The organism is Mesorhizobium bavaricum (assembly GCF_056781655.1).
This window is the reverse complement of sequence record NZ_CM165566.1, coordinates 1,263,535-1,279,255: the sequence shown is the minus strand read 5'-3', so window position 1 is coordinate 1,279,255 and position 15,721 is coordinate 1,263,535. Positions and strand designations below refer to the sequence as shown.

At 63.8% G+C, this 15,721-nt stretch carries 18 protein-coding genes; 10 read left to right on the top strand and 8 right to left on the bottom strand.

Going from position 1 to position 15,721, the window contains the following annotated elements; genetic code table 11:
- Window positions 1-35: 35 nt before the first annotated feature.
- Window positions 36-575, bottom strand: coding sequence for an AprI/Inh family metalloprotease inhibitor (locus tag AC1RZR_RS06185; RefSeq protein WP_477268888.1), 540 nt, complete (start codon window positions 573-575; stop codon window positions 36-38).
- 299 nt (window positions 576-874) lie between these two features.
- Between AC1RZR_RS06185 and AC1RZR_RS06180 the strand changes: the two genes are divergently transcribed.
- From AC1RZR_RS06180 to AC1RZR_RS06145, 8 genes are all read left to right on the top strand, one after another.
- Window positions 875-1,885, top strand: coding sequence for an MBL fold metallo-hydrolase (locus AC1RZR_RS06180; RefSeq protein WP_481827974.1), 1,011 nt, complete (start codon window positions 875-877; stop codon window positions 1,883-1,885).
- A gap of 74 nt (window positions 1,886-1,959) precedes the next feature.
- Entirely contained in the window at window positions 1,960-2,121 is a 162-nt protein-coding gene (locus AC1RZR_RS06175; protein WP_010912345.1) for a DUF1328 family protein, read from the top strand.
- A 217-nt stretch (window positions 2,122-2,338) separates the two neighbouring features.
- On the top strand, window positions 2,339-3,223 hold the full coding sequence (gene dapF / locus AC1RZR_RS06170; protein ID WP_481827973.1) for a diaminopimelate epimerase: 885 nt from the start codon (window positions 2,339-2,341) through the stop codon (window positions 3,221-3,223).
- Complete coding sequence (gene mtaB, locus AC1RZR_RS06165; RefSeq protein WP_477268886.1) at window positions 3,223-4,521, top strand: tRNA (N(6)-L-threonylcarbamoyladenosine(37)-C(2))-methylthiotransferase MtaB; 1,299 nt, start codon at window positions 3,223-3,225, stop codon at window positions 4,519-4,521. The genes dapF and mtaB overlap by 1 nt, the downstream gene beginning before the upstream one ends.
- A 12-nt stretch (window positions 4,522-4,533) precedes the next feature.
- A complete protein-coding gene (gene ftsY, locus AC1RZR_RS06160; protein ID WP_477268885.1) occupies window positions 4,534-6,426 on the top strand; it encodes a signal recognition particle-docking protein FtsY in 1,893 nt (630 codons plus the stop codon).
- A 61-nt stretch (window positions 6,427-6,487) separates the two neighbouring features.
- Window positions 6,488-7,162, top strand: coding sequence for a septation protein A (locus AC1RZR_RS06155; RefSeq protein WP_477268884.1), 675 nt, complete (start codon window positions 6,488-6,490; stop codon window positions 7,160-7,162).
- 111 nt (window positions 7,163-7,273) lie between these two features.
- Window positions 7,274-7,894, top strand: a complete 621-nt coding sequence (locus AC1RZR_RS06150) for a pyridoxamine 5'-phosphate oxidase family protein (protein ID WP_481827972.1) — start codon at window positions 7,274-7,276, stop codon at window positions 7,892-7,894.
- A 40-nt stretch (window positions 7,895-7,934) separates the two neighbouring features.
- A complete protein-coding gene (locus AC1RZR_RS06145; protein WP_477268882.1) occupies window positions 7,935-8,465 on the top strand; it encodes an NADPH-dependent FMN reductase in 531 nt (176 codons plus the stop codon).
- Between the two features lie 69 nt (window positions 8,466-8,534).
- Here the strand turns inward: AC1RZR_RS06145 and AC1RZR_RS06140 are convergent, their stop codons facing one another.
- Both AC1RZR_RS06140 and AC1RZR_RS06135 read right to left on the bottom strand, forming a co-directional pair.
- The gene (locus AC1RZR_RS06140) at window positions 8,535-8,744 is read right to left on the bottom strand and encodes a tautomerase family protein (RefSeq protein WP_379094498.1); all 210 of its coding nucleotides are present in this window, start codon (window positions 8,742-8,744) and stop codon (window positions 8,535-8,537) included.
- A gap of 70 nt (window positions 8,745-8,814) precedes the next feature.
- Window positions 8,815-9,735 (bottom strand): SMP-30/gluconolactonase/LRE family protein, encoded by a 921-nt coding sequence (locus AC1RZR_RS06135; protein ID WP_477268881.1) that lies wholly within the window; start codon window positions 9,733-9,735, stop codon window positions 8,815-8,817.
- A gap of 387 nt (window positions 9,736-10,122) precedes the next feature.
- Here AC1RZR_RS06135 and AC1RZR_RS06130 point away from each other — a divergent pair, with 387 nt between their 5' ends.
- Entirely contained in the window at window positions 10,123-10,290 is a 168-nt protein-coding gene (locus tag AC1RZR_RS06130) for a hypothetical protein (protein WP_379094494.1), read from the top strand.
- A gap of 160 nt (window positions 10,291-10,450) precedes the next feature.
- Here the strand turns inward: AC1RZR_RS06130 and AC1RZR_RS06125 are convergent, their stop codons facing one another.
- The 5 genes from AC1RZR_RS06125 to ccmA are packed head-to-tail and all read right to left on the bottom strand — an operon-like array spanning window position 10,451 to window position 12,647.
- Entirely contained in the window at window positions 10,451-11,026 is a 576-nt protein-coding gene (locus tag AC1RZR_RS06125; protein ID WP_481827971.1) for a DsbE family thiol:disulfide interchange protein, read from the bottom strand.
- On the bottom strand, window positions 11,023-11,190 hold the full coding sequence (gene ccmD / locus AC1RZR_RS06120; RefSeq protein ID WP_481827970.1) for a heme exporter protein CcmD: 168 nt from the start codon (window positions 11,188-11,190) through the stop codon (window positions 11,023-11,025). Before ccmD ends, AC1RZR_RS06125 begins: the two co-directional genes overlap by 4 nt.
- Complete coding sequence (locus AC1RZR_RS06115; RefSeq protein WP_481827969.1) at window positions 11,187-11,339, bottom strand: hypothetical protein; 153 nt, start codon at window positions 11,337-11,339, stop codon at window positions 11,187-11,189. Before AC1RZR_RS06115 ends, ccmD begins: the two co-directional genes overlap by 4 nt.
- Window positions 11,336-12,001 carry a heme exporter protein CcmB gene (gene ccmB, locus AC1RZR_RS06110; protein WP_481827968.1) on the bottom strand — a complete coding sequence of 222 codons (666 nt, stop codon included), beginning with the start codon at window positions 11,999-12,001 and terminating at the stop codon, window positions 11,336-11,338. The genes AC1RZR_RS06115 and ccmB overlap by 4 nt, the downstream gene beginning before the upstream one ends.
- Before the next feature lies 1 nt (window position 12,002).
- Window positions 12,003-12,647 carry a heme ABC exporter ATP-binding protein CcmA gene (gene ccmA, locus AC1RZR_RS06105; protein ID WP_481827967.1) on the bottom strand — a complete coding sequence of 215 codons (645 nt, stop codon included), beginning with the start codon at window positions 12,645-12,647 and terminating at the stop codon, window positions 12,003-12,005.
- A 281-nt stretch (window positions 12,648-12,928) separates the two neighbouring features.
- Between ccmA and acnA the strand changes: the two genes are divergently transcribed.
- On the top strand, window positions 12,929-15,619 hold the full coding sequence (gene acnA, locus AC1RZR_RS06100; protein ID WP_481827966.1) for an aconitate hydratase AcnA: 2,691 nt from the start codon (window positions 12,929-12,931) through the stop codon (window positions 15,617-15,619).
- Window positions 15,620-15,721 lie beyond the last annotated feature (102 nt).

Sequence of the window (15,721 nt, the reverse complement as noted above, 5' to 3'; positions counted from 1 at the left end):
GAATTGCGTAAAAAACAAATGAGGGGCAGGTCAGCCTATCTTGTAAGGGAAATCGCCTGGCCGTTGGAAGTCTGGCCGTCGAATTTCGAGCCGCCCGACGAATAGAGCCGCGCTAGCGTGCCGCCATTTTCGTCATAGAGCGTCAACTGCTTGCCGGCGACGTTCCACGACTTGATGCCGTCGATCGGCGCCGGGCAGTGCAGCGGTCCGGCGCGGAAGCCGGCGCCGAACTTGGTCTGCGGCGTCGCCACCTTGCAGGTCTGGCCGGAAACGCTGGCGTTCCAGACACCGGCAACGGCGGCCGCGGTCAGATCCGCGGCACCGGCGGGCGCCGACCCGTCCGGCGGCAAGGATGCAACCTGCGTATTGGCCGGTGCGGTCGGGAATTGCGAGGGGTCGGTGGCGCCAGGTGCTGCCGGTGGCGGCAGCTGATTGGCGGTCACCTGGCCTGCCGGGGCCGGCTGCAACGGCGCCGGCTGCTGGTCATCCATCGACGAGAAGCGTGAGGTCGAACAGCCACTCGCAACGAGCGCCGCCAGCGATACGGCCATCAGGCCACTTTTCGAAAAAATCATTCCAACCTCCGTCGGATCCGGCTGGGGGGACGCCGTCCGCGCAATCTCACCCCCACCAAGATGGAGAAGGTGGCGAAATTTCAACCCGATATGGTTAAAATACGGTTTGCAGCAAAATCTGTTGCAAATTTATCGCAATCACGACGGCACTGGCCGCCCGGCTCGCCGGGATCCGGTCAACGCCGTGTTGCTCCTGGGCACTCGGCAAGCCGGAAGCCAAGCTTATGGTCTTCCAAATGCTTGCGCCGACCGGCATTGGTCCTATCTCTTGGAAACTGAAACCTGCCGGAGCCGCAAAATTGGCCGCGAGAAAGAGAGCTGCCAATCCCTACTACAGCGGCCCGCCAAGCGATCATTTCGACGGCACCTTGTTCTTCAATCCCGACGGCCAGCCACCTGGCCGTTTCGCCGACCTGCTGAAATGGCAGTTGAGCGGCAAGCGCTCGAAATGGCCGTCGACCACTCCAAGCCCCTTTCCGCAGGCAAAACCGGCGATACGGGTCGAGGGCGCCGCGCTGAACGTGACCATGGTCGGCCATTCCACCTTGCTGATCCAGACGGCCGGCCTGAACATCCTCACCGATCCGGTCTGGGCGCCGCGTGCTTCGCCGCTCTCCTTTGCCGGGCCGAAACGGATCAACCCGCCGGGCATCGCCTTCGCCGACCTGCCGCCGATCGACCTTGTTCTGGTCAGCCACAACCATTACGACCATCTCGACCTCGCCACGCTGAAGCGGCTGAAGGCCAGCCACGACCCGCTGGTGATCACCCCGCTCGGCAACGATGTCCTGATTGGCGATGCGGTTCCAGCGATGCGGCTGTCGGCGCATGACTGGGGCAACAAGGTCGAGGTCGGCAACGGCGTTGCTGTCCATGTCGAGCCGGTGCACCACTGGTCGGCGCGCGGCGCCCGCGACCGGCGCATGGCGCTGTGGGCTGGCTTCGTCATCGAAACGCAGGGTGGCAAGGTCTATTTCGCCGGCGACACCGGCTTCCACGATGGCATCAACTACCGGCTGATGGCTGAAAAGCATGGCGGCTTCCGTTTCGCCATCCTGCCGATCGGCGCCTATGAGCCGCGCTGGTTCATGGCGCCGCAGCACCAGAATCCGGAGGAGGCCGTACATGGCATGCAACTGTGCAAGGCCGCCTTCGCCGCCGGCTGCCACTGGGGCACCTTCCAGCTCACCGACGAACCGATCGACGAGCCGGCCCGGAAATTGACCGAGGCGCTGGAGGCGCAAGGCCTGCCGCAGGAACGCTTTCGCGCCCTGCGGCCCGGCGAGGTCTGGGACGTGCCAGCCATCTAGCCAGGCAGCTCACCAAGGAACCCAAATTGCTGAAACGCGTTGCTTCCCAACGCAATTTGGCTGGGAGCCTCTCCATGATCAAATGGATCATCATTCTGCTGATCGTCGCCGCGGCGGCGAGCCTGCTCGGCATGCCGGCGCTGGCAGGTGCCGCCGCCACCGGCGCGCGCATCCTCATCGGCATTGTCCTGGTCATCTTCCTGCTGGTGGTGCTCGGCATCTTCGCAGTGACGTGAGAGACCGTTTGGAAACTCTACTCTGGCGGCTATCTGAAGGCGTCTTTTTGCGCTTCCGGTGCTCACGGACCAAACGTCCGCTGTGCACCGGTTCTCGAAACCATCATCATATGGCTGCCAGAGCGAATTTCGAAACGGTCTCTAAGCCGCCTGCGCACTGGTAATTCCCGCCCGTTTCCGCCATATAGCGCCAAACGGACACGGAATTCGCGGAGCAATGGCCAGCACTGCCCCTTTCGCCAAGATGAACGGCATCGGCAACGAGATCATCGTTGCCGACATGCGTAGCCGTGCCGATCGGGTGACGGCGGCAGCGGCAATCGCGCTCAACGCCGATGCCGCGACCAGGTTCGACCAAATCATGGCGATCCACGACGCCAGGACGCCGGGCACCGCCTTTTTCATCGACATCTTGAATTCCGACGGCTCCAAGGCACAGGCCTGCGGCAACGGCATGCGCTGTGTCGTCCAGGCGCTCGCCGCCGAGACCGGCCAGAAGACCTTCACCTTCGAGACCGTGGCCGGCATCCTGAACGCACGCGAACATGCCGACGGGTCGATCTCGGTCGACATGGGCACGCCGCGTTTCGGCTGGCAGGACATCCCGCTGGCCGAGGAATTCCATGACACCCGCATGATCGAGCTGCAGATCGGCCCGATCGACGCGCCGGTGCTGCACTCGCCCTCGGCCGTCTCGATGGGCAACCCGCACGCCATCTTCTGGGTCGACCGCGACGTCTGGTCCTATGAGCTCGACCGCTTCGGTCCGCTGCTCGAAAACCACCCGATGTTTCCCGAGCGCGCCAACATTACCATTGCCCAGGTCACTTCGCCCGACACCATGGTCATCCGCACCTGGGAGCGCGGCGCCGGCCTGACCAAGGCCTGCGGCTCGGCCGCATGTGCATCGGTGGTCGCCGCGGCCCGCACCAACCGGACCGGCCGCAGCGTCAGCCTGTTGACCCCCGGCGGCGGCTCGCTGCATGTCGAATGGCGCGGCGACGACCACGTCATCCTCACCGGTGCCGCCGAATGGGAATTTTCGGGCAGCTTCGATCCGTCGACCGGCACCTGGGCCCGCGATACCGAAAGCGCGGCCTGATGACGTCCCTCTCCAAGGGTATCGATGTCGTCACCTTCGGCTGCCGGCTGAACACCTATGAATCCGAGGTGATGCGGCGCGAGGCGGAAAGCGCCGGCCTCGGCGCGCTTGAAGGCGGCGCCGTGATCTTCAATACCTGCGCCGTCACCGGCGAAGCGGTGCGCCAGGCCAGGCAGGCGATCCGCAAGGCGCGCCGCGACAACCCTGAGGCGCGCATCATCGTCACCGGCTGCGCCGCGCAGACCGAGCCGCAGAATTTCGCCGCCATGGACGAGGTCGATCTCGTGCTTGGCAATGAGGAGAAGCTGAAGGCGAACTCCTATCGCGCCCTGCCGGATTTCGGCGTCAACGACACCGAGAAGGCACGCGTCAACGACATCTTTTCGGTGCGCGAGACCGCCGGCCACATGGTCGACGCCATCGAGGGCCGGGCGCGCGCCTTCGTCCAGGTGCAGAATGGCTGCGATCACCGCTGCACCTTCTGCATCATCCCCTACGGCCGCGGCAATTCGCGCTCGGTGCCGATGGGCGCCGTGGTCGAGCAGGTCAAGCGGCTTGCCGGCAATGGCTATGCCGAGATCGTGCTGACCGGCGTCGACATGACCAGTTTTGGCGCCGACCTGCCGGGCGCCCCCAAGCTTGGCAGACTTGTAAAAACCATTCTCAAGCAGGTGCCCGATGTGAAGCGCCTGCGGCTGTCGTCGATCGATTCGATCGAGGCTGACGACGACTTGCTCGACGCCATCGCCACCGAACCGCGGCTGATGCCGCATCTGCACCTGTCGCTGCAGTCGGGCGACGACATGATCCTGAAGCGCATGAAACGTCGGCATCTGCGCGATCAGTCGATCCGCTTCTGCGAGGATGTTCGCAAGCTGCGCCCCGGCATCGTCTTCGGTGCCGACATCATTGCCGGCTTCCCGACCGAAACGGATGACATGTTCAAAAACTCGGAAAAAATCGTCGAGGAATGCGGGCTGACGCATCTGCATGTCTTTCCGTTCAGCCCACGCGAAGGCACGCCCGCCGCGCGCATGCCGCAGGTCCGCCGCGAGGTGGTCAAGCAGCGCGCCGCCCGGTTGCGCGCCGCCGGCGAAGCTGCGTACCGGCGCCATCTGTCGTCGCTTTCCGGAACGCGTCAGTCGATCCTGATCGAGCGTGACGGCCTTGGTCGCACCGAAGGGTTCACGCTTGCGGCACTCGGCGCGGGCGTGCCGGGTGAGATCGTCGAGGCCGATGTCACCGGCCACGATGGCGCCCGGCTGATCGCGGCGCCCCTTGCCGCCCGCGCCGCCTGAGAAACGCAAATCATGGCTGGTTTTTTCAAGAAGATATTTTCGTTCGGCAAGAAGGAAGTGGTCGAGGAGCGCGTCGACGAGACCGCCCCGCTGCCGCCGATCAAATGGGAAGCGCTCGATGCGTTGAAGCCGGCGGCCGAACAGGTTGTTCCGGAATTTTTGAAGCGCGACGAGCCGCAGCCCGAGGCGGAAATTGTGCCGACACCGCCGGCCGAGCCGGAAGTGCCGTCGCAGCCGGGGCCTGTCGAGGAACCAGCGCCCGAGCCGGCACCGATCGTTCCGCCCGAACCTGAAATCCAGCCCGAGCCTGCCCCGGTCGAAGAGCCGCAGCCGGTTGAACCGGAAGCGCCCGCCGAGGAGCCTGCGCCCGAGGAAATCCCACCCGCGCCTGTGGTGCCCGAGCCGGTTCCTGCACCGCAGCCGCAGGAAATTCCCGAGCCAAAGCGGCCGGAGGTCGTCCCGCCGCAACCGGAGAGACAGCCCGAGCCAGCGCCGGTCGAAGTGCCGGCACCGCCGGTCGAAGCTCCAGCCGAAACGCCGGCACCCGAAATCCCGCCGGCCGAAATCTCGCCACCCATTCGCCAGCCGGCTCCGTTCGAGCAGCAGCCGGTGCGCGCCGAGAGCGCGCCGGAGATCGAGATTGCACGGGCGCCCCGCACCCCCATCGAGGGGGAGGTACAGCCCGCGCCAGCGCCGGTCGAGGCTCCAGTCGAAACGCCGGCACCCGAAATCCCGCCGGTCGAAATCTCGCCACCCATTCGCCAGCCGGCTCTGTTCGAGCAGCAGCCGGTGCGCGCCGAGAGCGCGCCGGAGATCGAGATTGCACCGGCACCGCGCACCCCCATCGAGGGGGAGGTACAGCCCGCGCCCGAACCGCAGGCCGCCCCGCCACCTGGGCCAAAGCCCGTTCCCGCCCCCGGCAAGGTGACCGTCACCAAAAAGGTCGAGCAGAAAGCCGAACCGCTGAAGGCGCCGGAACCGGCACCGAGGCGTTCATGGTTCCAGCGCATGAGGGACGGGCTTGCCCGTTCGTCGCGCGAACTCACCGGCAACATCGCCGGCGTCTTCACCAAGCGCAAGCTCGACGAAGAGACCCTGCAGGACCTCGAGGACGTGCTGATCCGCGCCGACCTCGGCATGGAAACGGCGCTGCGCGTCACCGATGCGCTGGCTTCCAGCCGCTACGGCAAGGATGTCTCCGACACCGAAGTGCGCGCCATCATGGCGGCCGAAGTGGAAAAGGTGCTGACCCACGTCGCCATGCCGCTCGAGCTCGATCTCTCGCACAAGCCGCATGTCATTCTGGTGGTCGGCGTCAACGGCACCGGCAAGACCACCACCATCGGCAAGCTGGCGGCAAAACTGACCGATGGCGGCCTGTCGGTGATGCTTGCGGCGGGCGACACTTTCCGCGCCGCCGCGATCGAGCAATTGAAGATCTGGGGCGAGCGGACGAAATCGCCGGTCATTGCCTCCAAGATCGGCGCCGATGCCGCGGGCCTCGCCTATGACGCCTTCGAGAAGGCCAGGGAAGCCGGCTCCGACGTGCTGATCATCGACACTGCCGGCCGCCTGCAGAACAAGACCGAGCTGATGGCCGAGCTCGAAAAGATCGTCCGCGTGCTGGGCAAGCTCGACCCGGAAGCGCCGCACACGGTGCTGCAGACGGTCGATGCCACCACCGGCCAGAACGCGCTCAACCAGGTCGAGATCTTTCGCAATGTCGCCGGCGTCAACGGCCTGGTGATGACCAAGCTGGACGGCACGGCGCGTGGCGGTATTCTGGTGGCGATCGCGGCAAAGCACAAACTGCCGGTCTATTTCATCGGCGTCGGCGAACAGGTCGACGACCTCGAACCTTTTTCAGCCAGCGAATTCGCCAGGGCGATCGCTGGTGTGGCTTAACAAGCATATCCCAAAAAGTTGCAGACTTTTTGGATCAGATCATGCGCAAGAAAGAAACTCCATGAACCCACCCATTCTCGAACGCGATCCGTCCGACCCGCAAAAAGAGAAGAAGGAAGGCGTCAATCCGCTGCTCAAGCTGGTGCTGGAGCTGGGGCCTTTGATGGTGTTCTTCTTCGCCAATGCGCGCGGCGAATGGCTGGTGCGGAAATTCCCCGTCCTGGCCGAATTCGGCGGGCCGATCTTCGTCGCCACCGGCCTGTTCATGGCCGCCACGGCCATCGCGCTGATCGCCTCATGGCTGCTGATGCGCACCTTGCCGATCATGCCGATGGTGTCGGGCGTCGTCGTCTTCATATTCGGCGCGCTGACGCTCTATCTGCAGGACGACATCTTCATCAAGATGAAGCCGACCATCGTGAACACCCTGTTCGGCGGCGTGCTGCTCGGCGGCCTCTATTTCGGCAGATCGCTGCTCGGCTATGTCTTCGATTCCGCCTTCAGCCTCGACGCCGAAGGCTGGAGGAAGCTGACCTTCCGCTGGGGCTTGTTCTTCCTGTTCCTGGCCCTTGCCAACGAGGTGGTGTGGCGGAATTTTTCCACCGACGCCTGGGTTACCTTCAAGGTTTGGGGCATCATGCCGATCACGCTTCTGTTCACCTTCAGCCAGATGCCGCTGATCCTTCGCCATTCGCTCGAGGACAAGACCGGGAAGGAAGAGAGCGCCGGGAAATAGAGCAATTCCAGGAAAAGTGTGAAACGGTTTTCCGTCCGGAATTGTGCCAAACAAAGAGAAAGAGCGGCTCTGCGTTTTTGTGGAACGATGAACCGCTCTGGGGAGAGGGGCATGGAATTCGTCACCACGCGCGATGAGCTGCGGGCGATCTACAAGACGCCGCGCCCGACCGACGGCTCGATCCGCAAGGAATTGAAGGCGCTCGACGGCCATTGCCGCTCCTTCATCGGCAAGAGCCCGTTCGTGCTGATTGGCTCGTCCGACGGTGCCGGCAATGCCGACGTGACGCCGAAGGGCGACAGGCCAGGCTTCGCCGCCGTGCTCGACGACACAACCATCGCCATTCCAGACCGGCCCGGCAACAACCGGCTCGACACGCTGGAAAACATCCTCCTTAATCCGTCGGTCGGCCTGCTCTTCCTCATCCCCGGCATGAACGAGACGCTGCGCGTCAATGGCGACGCCCGCATCACCGTCGACGCGACCTTGCGCGAACGGCTCGCCGTCGACGGCAAGGAACCGCAAAGCGTCGTCGTGGTCACCGTCAAGGCCGCCTACATGCATTGCGCCAAGGCCTTCATGCGCTCGGATCTGTGGAAGCCGGAAACCTGGTACGACCGCGCGACGCTGCCGACGCTCGGCCAGATCCTGCACGACCAGCTGGCGCTGGCCGAGACTGCCGGCAGCATCGACCGCGAGCTGGACCAGGATTACCGCAAGACCTTGTGGTAGTTTTTCGCGTCACGATTCACCTGTATCCGGCCGCTCTCCCTTGATCGAAATCCTAGCCATTTCCGGCAGCCTGCGGGCGGCCTCCACCAATTCCGCACTGGTCTCGGCATTGGCGCGCAACGCCCCGCCCGGCTGTCGCGTCACCGTCCATGACCGGCTTGGCCGCCTGCCGATCTTCAATCCCGACGATGAGGGCGACCGGACGCCGCAAGAAGCCTCCGCGCTGATCGACGCCGTCACTCAAGCCGATGGCGTCATCATCTCCTGTCCGGAGTATGCCCATGGCGTGCCCGGCGGGCTGAAGAACGCCCTCGACTGGCTGGTGTCGCGCGACGCCGCCGTCGCCAAGCCGGCCATGCTGGTGCACGCCTCGCCGCGCTCGCTGTTCGCCCGCGCCGCATTGGCCGAGATCATGCGCACCATGTCGTTTGCGCTTTGCGAAGATGTGCTGGAGATCGCCCTGCTTGGCAGGAAGCCGCCGGAAGTGGAGGGCATCCTGGCTGAGCCGGAAAACCAGCTGGTGATGCGCAACACGCTATCAGCCTTCGCGGACTTTATCCGCTCGCATTGAGCGGCGGCCACATGCCCTCGTCGTTCCAGGAGCAGACGGGGCGCTGTCCCGCCACCCTGCGTCGAGGAATTAGCCCTTCCGTCTCAGCGTCTCGACATCGGTCTTGCCGACATACCAGTCGCGGGCGTTGACCTCCTCGAAGACCACCCAGACATCGTCATTGCCCAGTCCGGTGGCGTCCATGATGGCCGCAGTGACCCTTTTGGCAATGTCCGCCTTCTTGCCCGCCGGATCGGCGGCGATCACTTCCTTGACGATGCGGATGTTGACGAATGGCATTTGTGTCCTCCCAGGATGTTCCTATTCGCGATCGTTTGACCAAACCACCTGCGCCGTAATCGAGACAGTCTCAATAGGTCTTGGCGCCGTTGACCATCAGCCGCACCATGTAGAGCGAAGTGGTGCCGGCGATGTAGAGGCAATTCAGCTTGTTGCCGCCGAACACGCAATTGGCGGTCACCTCCGGCACCTTGACCTTGCCGATCAGCGTGCCGTCCGGATCGTAGCAGTGGATGCCGTCGGCCGCACTGGTCCAGATGCGGCCGTCCTCATCAAGCCTGAAGCCGTCGAACAGGCCGGCCGTGCAGTCGGCGAAGACCTTTTCGCCCGACACCTTCTTGCCGCCCTTGCCGACATTGAACACCCGCATATGGGCCGGATTCTGCGCGCCATGCGTACGGCCGGTGTCGACGACATAGAGCTTGCTCTCGTCGAGAGAGAAGGCAAGCCCGTTGGGCCTGACCATGTCGGTGATGACGGCTTCGACCTCACCGGTGCCGGGATCGACCCGGTAGACATTGCAGGCACCGATCTCGCTTTCCGCCTTGTCGCCCTCATAGTCGGTGTCGATGCCGTAGCTCGGATCGGTGAACCAGATCGAGCCATCGGATTTCACCACCGTGTCATTGGGTGAATTCAGCCGCTTGCCGCGCCATTTATCGGCGATGGTGGTGACCGAGCCGTCAAACTCGGTGCGGCTGACACGGCGGCCCGAATGCTCGCAGGTCACCAGACGGCCCTGCCGGTCGACCGTATTGCCATTGGAATTGCCGGATGGCTGGCGGAAGACGCTGACATTGCCGTCGGTCTCGTCGTAGCGCAGCATGCGGTTGTTGGGGATGTCGGACCAGACGACATAGCGGCCGGCGGCGAACCAGGCTGGCCCCTCCGCCCACTGGCATCCGGTGAAAAGCTTTTCCACTTGCGCGTTGGAACTGAAGAGCCGCGCGAAACGCGGATCGAGAATTTCATAATAGTCTGCGGCGGCCATGCTTTTCCTCCCGGCGTTCAGGCTAGCGCATGACCCCGAAAATCGATTCCGATTTTCGGAACGGATCCTGCGCAAAGTGAAAGTGCTACAGCGTTCCTTGCGCGTCCGGAAGGACGTGGCGCTGCAGGCTCGATCAAGCCAGCCGGAGATCGATCTGGCAAGATCGATGATGAGTGCTTCACCGCATCTTGAGGTCTCGCGACAGGCGGAAGTGATGCCACCTCGTCAGAACTGCCGGTAAGGGCCGGTTAACCGGCTATGCGCTGGGCGCAATGGTGCATTGCAACATCTTCTTTTTGCAACGCAGCATTACTATGTCATGCTTCGTATCGATCAAGGGAGGAAGAAACGTCCGCGAAAATGCGGCACCAAAAGGAACACCTTGCTATGATCATCGACAGCCTCATGACCCGCGCTCGTGCCAGCATTGCCAAGCGCAAGCACTACAACCGCCTGGTCGCCGAAATCGACAGCTTCACCAGCCGCGATCTGGCCGACATGCGCGCCGACCGCTCAGAAATGCTCTACCAGGTCCACAAGCAGATCTACGGTTGATCCTAAAATCCATCGACTCGGCGCCACCTGGGCGCGTTGAGATTCAGGTCAGGCCGAGCCGAAAACTGTGGCTTCCGAGAACCGGAGCGGAGCGTACTTTTCGTACGTGAGCACCTGAAGCGTAGGAAGCCGCCGTTTGCAGGCCGGCATCACCTGAATATCAATGCGCCGCCAGTGCCTTGTCGATCTGCGGCAACAGCAGCGTCTGCACCGCTTCGGCCGTCAACGGGCCGACATGTTTGTAGGCGATCTTGCCGTCCTTGCCGACGACGAAGGTCTCCGGCACGCCATAGACGCCCCAGTCGATCGCCGTACGGCCGGCTTCATCGACACCGATCGCCTGGAACGGATTGCCGAGATCGCCGAGGAAACGCCGGGCGTTTTCCGGTTGGTCCTTGTAGTTCAGCGCCGCCATGACGAAACGCTTGTCCTGCGCCAGCGCCAGCAGCACCGGATGCTCTTCGCGGCACGGCGCGCACCACGACGCAAAGACGTTGACCAGCGTGACCTTGCCGGCGAACGTTTTCGAATCGAGCCCGGGCAGGTTGATGCCATCCAGCGCCGGCAGGTTGGTCTGCGGCGCCGGCAGGCCGATCAAGGCCGACGGCACTTCCGAAACGTCGCGCCCCGACAACAGCTGCGCCAGGAACAGTCCGGCCAGGCCGAGGAAGATCAACAGCGGCAAGAGCACGAACAGGCGGCGACGGGGCGTCGGCGTTTCCGTCTCTGTACTCATGGCTTGGCGCCCTTGTCGGAACGACGCCGCACCCCGGCCGCCTCCAGCTCCGCGAGTTCCCGCTTGCGCGCCCGTTGGTCGAGCAGGATCCAGCCGACCAGCCCGGACAGCACCACGGCGGTGATCGTATAGGCGGCGGTCACATAGAGTGCGTGCGCGCTCATGCGGCAAGCCCCGCCAAAGCGCCACTTTCCAAACCGATCGTTTCGCCCAATTCGAACATGCCTTCCCTTAGCCCCGCGCCATCGGCTTCGCAATCGGTCGCCGCGCCGCAGCCTTTGACGTTGCGCAAACCACGACTGACGTCACTCAATCCGTGCCGTGGCGCAGGGCCAGCGCCGCCGAGACCGGCCCCAGCACAGCAAGAAACAAGGTCAGCGCGGCAAGAATGAGGAAGGGCTGCAGAAACGGATCGGGATTGGCTGTCGCGCCATAGCTCGCCGAAACGCCGAAGATCAGCACCGGAATTGTCAGCGGCAGCACCAGCACCGAGATCAGCAGTCCGCCACGCGGCAGCGCCACCGCCACCGCCGCACCCGCGGCGCCGATGAAGGTGATCGCCGGGGTGCCGACCAGCAGCGTCAGCGCCGTGGCGCCGATGGCCAGCGGCTCCATGTTCATGAACAGGCCGAGCAAGGGAGCGGCGATGACCAGCGGCAGCACGCTGCCCGCCCAATGCGCGAGGCATTTGGTCAGCACCGTCAAGGCCAGCATGTGGCGGTCGTTGCCGAGAACTAGCAGATCGAGCGAGCCGTCCTCGCGGTCGGCCTGGAACAGCCGGTCGAGACCAAGCAGGCAAGACAGCAACGCACCAATCCACAGGATCGCCGGGCCGATGCGGGCAAGCAGCTTGAGATCCGGCCCGACCCCGAACGGGATGGTGGCGATGACGGCGAGGAAGAAGATGACCCCGGTCAACGCTCCGCCGCCGGCGCGGATGTTGAGGCGGATGTCGCGCAGGAAGAGCGCTAGCATCTTACCCTCCCCCTCGTGGGGAGGGTGAGGCTCCCATCCTCAACGCTTCCGCCCCATCCAGCCCAAGCGGCAAATGCGTTGCCGCAACGATCATTCCGCCCGCTCCACAATGCTTCGTCATCAGCTCCGCGAAGCGCGCCTCCGAAGCCTTGTCCAGTCCCGCCGTCGGCTCATCCAGCAGCCACAGCGGCCGCTGGCTGACCAAAAGCTTGGCGATCGCCGCCCGCCGTCGTTGCCCGGTCGAGAGATAGCCGAATGGCAGATGGCCGATGCCCCCCAGGCCGACCGTTTCCAGCGCCTCTTCGACGCCGGCATCTCCATCGCCGTTGAAGTCGCGCCAGAAGCGCAGGTTTTCCGCAACGCTGAGCGCCGGCTTCATCGCGTTCTGGTGACCAAGATAGTGACAGGCTGAAGCGATCGACGGAAATGCCTCGCCCCCGTCTTCAATCTTCATAACGCCTTCGATTCGCACGCTGCCTTCCGCCACCGGCAGCAGCCCGGCGATGACCCGCAGCAAGGTCGATTTGCCCGCGCCGTTCGGCCCGGTGACGACCAGCGCCTGGCCGTCCTGCAGGGCAAAGCCGATGCCGGAAAACACCGTGTCGCCGCCGCGTTCGCCGCCCAGATTTTCGGCGATCAGCCGCATCCCTCGCCTGCCCTGAAAACCATCCGCCGCGGCAGCTGCCGCATCGCACAAATTTGCTTTGCAACTGTCTAGAACTATTCCAGAAAATTCTCTATATGCGGTGCATCCGTGCCAGCGGTCGGCGCGGGAACAGAATTAGCGCCGAACCAGCGCACGCGCCGCCTTGAACGGCTCGGGTTGCTTGGGAACGGACAGCGGAAATGGCCGTACCCGCACCTTTGCGCGTGATTGCATGCCATCGGCGTCCGTTCCCTTTCAGGCTGAACAGACAAGGATCGCACGTGTCAAAATCCCTCGATAGTTTCAATTGCCGCCGCACGCTGACCGCAAGCGGCACGGAGTATGTCTATTTCGATCTGATCGAGGCCGAGAAGAACGGCCTCACCGGCATCGCCCAGCTGCCCTATTCGATGAAGGTGCTGCTGGAGAACCTGCTGCGCAACGAGGACGGCCGCTCCGTCACCAAGGAATCGATCCAGGCGGTCGCCGGCTGGCTGACCGACAAGGGCACGGCGGGCGTCGAGATCGCCTATCGTCCGGCGCGCGTGCTGATGCAGGACTTCACCGGTGTTCCGGCCGTGGTCGACCTTGCCGCCATGCGCGACGCCATGGCCTCGCTCGGCGGTGACCCGCAGAAGATCAACCCGCTGGTGCCCGTCGACCTCGTCATCGACCATTCCGTCATCGTCGATGAGTTCGGCACGCCGATGGCCTTCGCCCGCAATGTCGAGCTCGAATACGAGCGCAACGAGGAACGCTACAAATTCCTGAAATGGGGCCAGCAGGCGTTCCGCAACTTCCGCGTCGTGCCGCCCGGCACCGGCATCTGCCATCAGGTCAACCTCGAATATCTCGGCCAGGTTGTGTGGACCAACACCGAGGACGGCGAAACCACCGCCTATCCCGACACCTGCGTCGGCACTGATTCGCACACCACGATGATCAACGGCCTTGGCGTGCTGGGCTGGGGCGTCGGCGGCATCGAGGCCGAGGCGGCCATGCTCGGCCAGCCCGTCTCCATGCTGTTGCCCGAGGTCATCGGCTTCCGGCTCACCGGCAGGCTGAAAGAAGGCGTCACCGCCACCGACCTCGTGCTCACCGTCACCCAGATGCTGCGCAAGAAGGGCGTCGTCGGCAAGTTCGTCGAGTTCTTCGGACCGGGCCTCTCCAACATGACGCTGGCCGACCGCGCCACCATCGGCAACATGGCGCCCGAATACGGCGCCACCTGCGGCTTCTTCCCGGTCGACAGCGAGACCATCCGCTATCTCACCATGTCCGGCCGCAGCGAGGATCGCATCGCGCTGGTCGAGGCCTATGCGAAGGCGCAAGGGTTGTGGCGCGACACCGGTTCGGCCGACCCCGTGTTCACCGACCTGCTCGAGCTGGAACTTGGTTCCGTCGTGCCGTCTATGGCCGGTCCCAAGCGTCCTGAAGGCCGAGTCGCGCTGGAAGGCATTCCGGAAGGCTTCGCCAAGGCGATGGAGACCGAATACAAAAAGGCGGCCGAGATCCACAAGCGCTACGCCGTCGAAGGCACCAGCCACGATCTCGGTCATGGCGACGTCGTCATCGCCGCTATCACCTCCTGCACCAACACCTCGAACCCGAGCGTGCTGATCGGTGCCGGCCTCCTGGCCCGCAATGCCAACCGCCTCGGTTTGAAGCAGAAGCCTTGGGTCAAGACCTCGCTGGCGCCAGGCAGCCAGGTGGTGGCCGAATATCTGGAGAAATCCGGCCTGCAGAAGGAACTCGACCAGATCGGCTTCAACCTGGTCGGCTTCGGCTGCACCACCTGCATCGGCAATTCCGGTCCGCTGCCGGCGCCGATCTCGAAAACCATCAACGAAAAAGGCTTGATTGCCGCCGCTGTCCTGTCCGGCAACCGCAATTTCGAAGGCCGCGTCTCACCTGACGTGCAGGCGAACTATCTCGCCTCGCCGCCACTGGTCGTCGCCCACGCGCTGGCTGGAACCGTCACCAAGGACCTCACCACCGAGCCGCTCGGCGAGGACAAGAACGGCAACCCGGTCTACCTCAAGGATATCTGGCCGAGCTCGGCCGAGATCCAGGAGTTCATCGAGAAGAACGTCACCCGCGAGCTGTTCGCCCGCAAATATGCCGACGTCTTCAAGGGCGACGAATACTGGCAGAACGTCAAGGCGCCGGAAGGCCAGACCTATGCCTGGGACGACAATTCGACCTATGTCCAGAACCCGCCCTATTTCGCCGGCATGACCGCTGGTTTCGGCAAGATCGGCGACATCAAGGGCGCCCGCGTGCTTGGCCTGTTCGGCGACAAGATCACGACAGACCACATCTCGCCGGCGGGTTCGATCAAGGCGGCCTCACCGGCCGGCAAATACCTCACCGACCATGGTGTCGGCGTCGCCGACTTCAACCAGTATGGCACGCGCCGCGGCAACCACGAGGTGATGATGCGCGGCACCTTCGCCAACATCCGCATCCGCAACCACATGCTGGGCGAGAACGGCCGCGAGGGCGGCTACACCATCCACTACCCGTCGAAGGAAGAGGAATCGATCTACGACGCGGCGATGGAATACAAGAAGGAAGGCGTGCCGCTGGTCGTCTTCGCCGGTGTCGAATACGGCAATGGCTCGTCGCGCGACTGGGCGGCCAAGGGCACCAATCTGCTCGGCGTGCGCGCTGTCATCGCCCAGTCCTTCGAGCGCATCCACCGCTCGAACCTGGTCGGCATGGGCGTCATCCCCTTCGTCTTCGAGGAGGGCACGTCCTGGGCCTCGCTCAATCTGAAGGGTGACGAGCTGGTCGAGATCGACGGGCTGAGCACCATCAAGCCGCGCCAGACGATGACAGCCAAGGTCACTTATGGCGACGGCACGGTGAAGAACGTGCCGATCATCTGCCGCATCGATACGCTGGACGAGCTTGACTACCTCAAGAACGGCGGCATCCTGCAATACGTGCTGCGCGATCTTGCGGCCTAATGCATGTCGCCCATAAGTGCGTAGCGGTTTTGGGACAACGATAAAAACAAAGACTTAAATGCCGAGCCGCCGGAGGAAACTCCGGCGGTTTTTCTTTGGCCG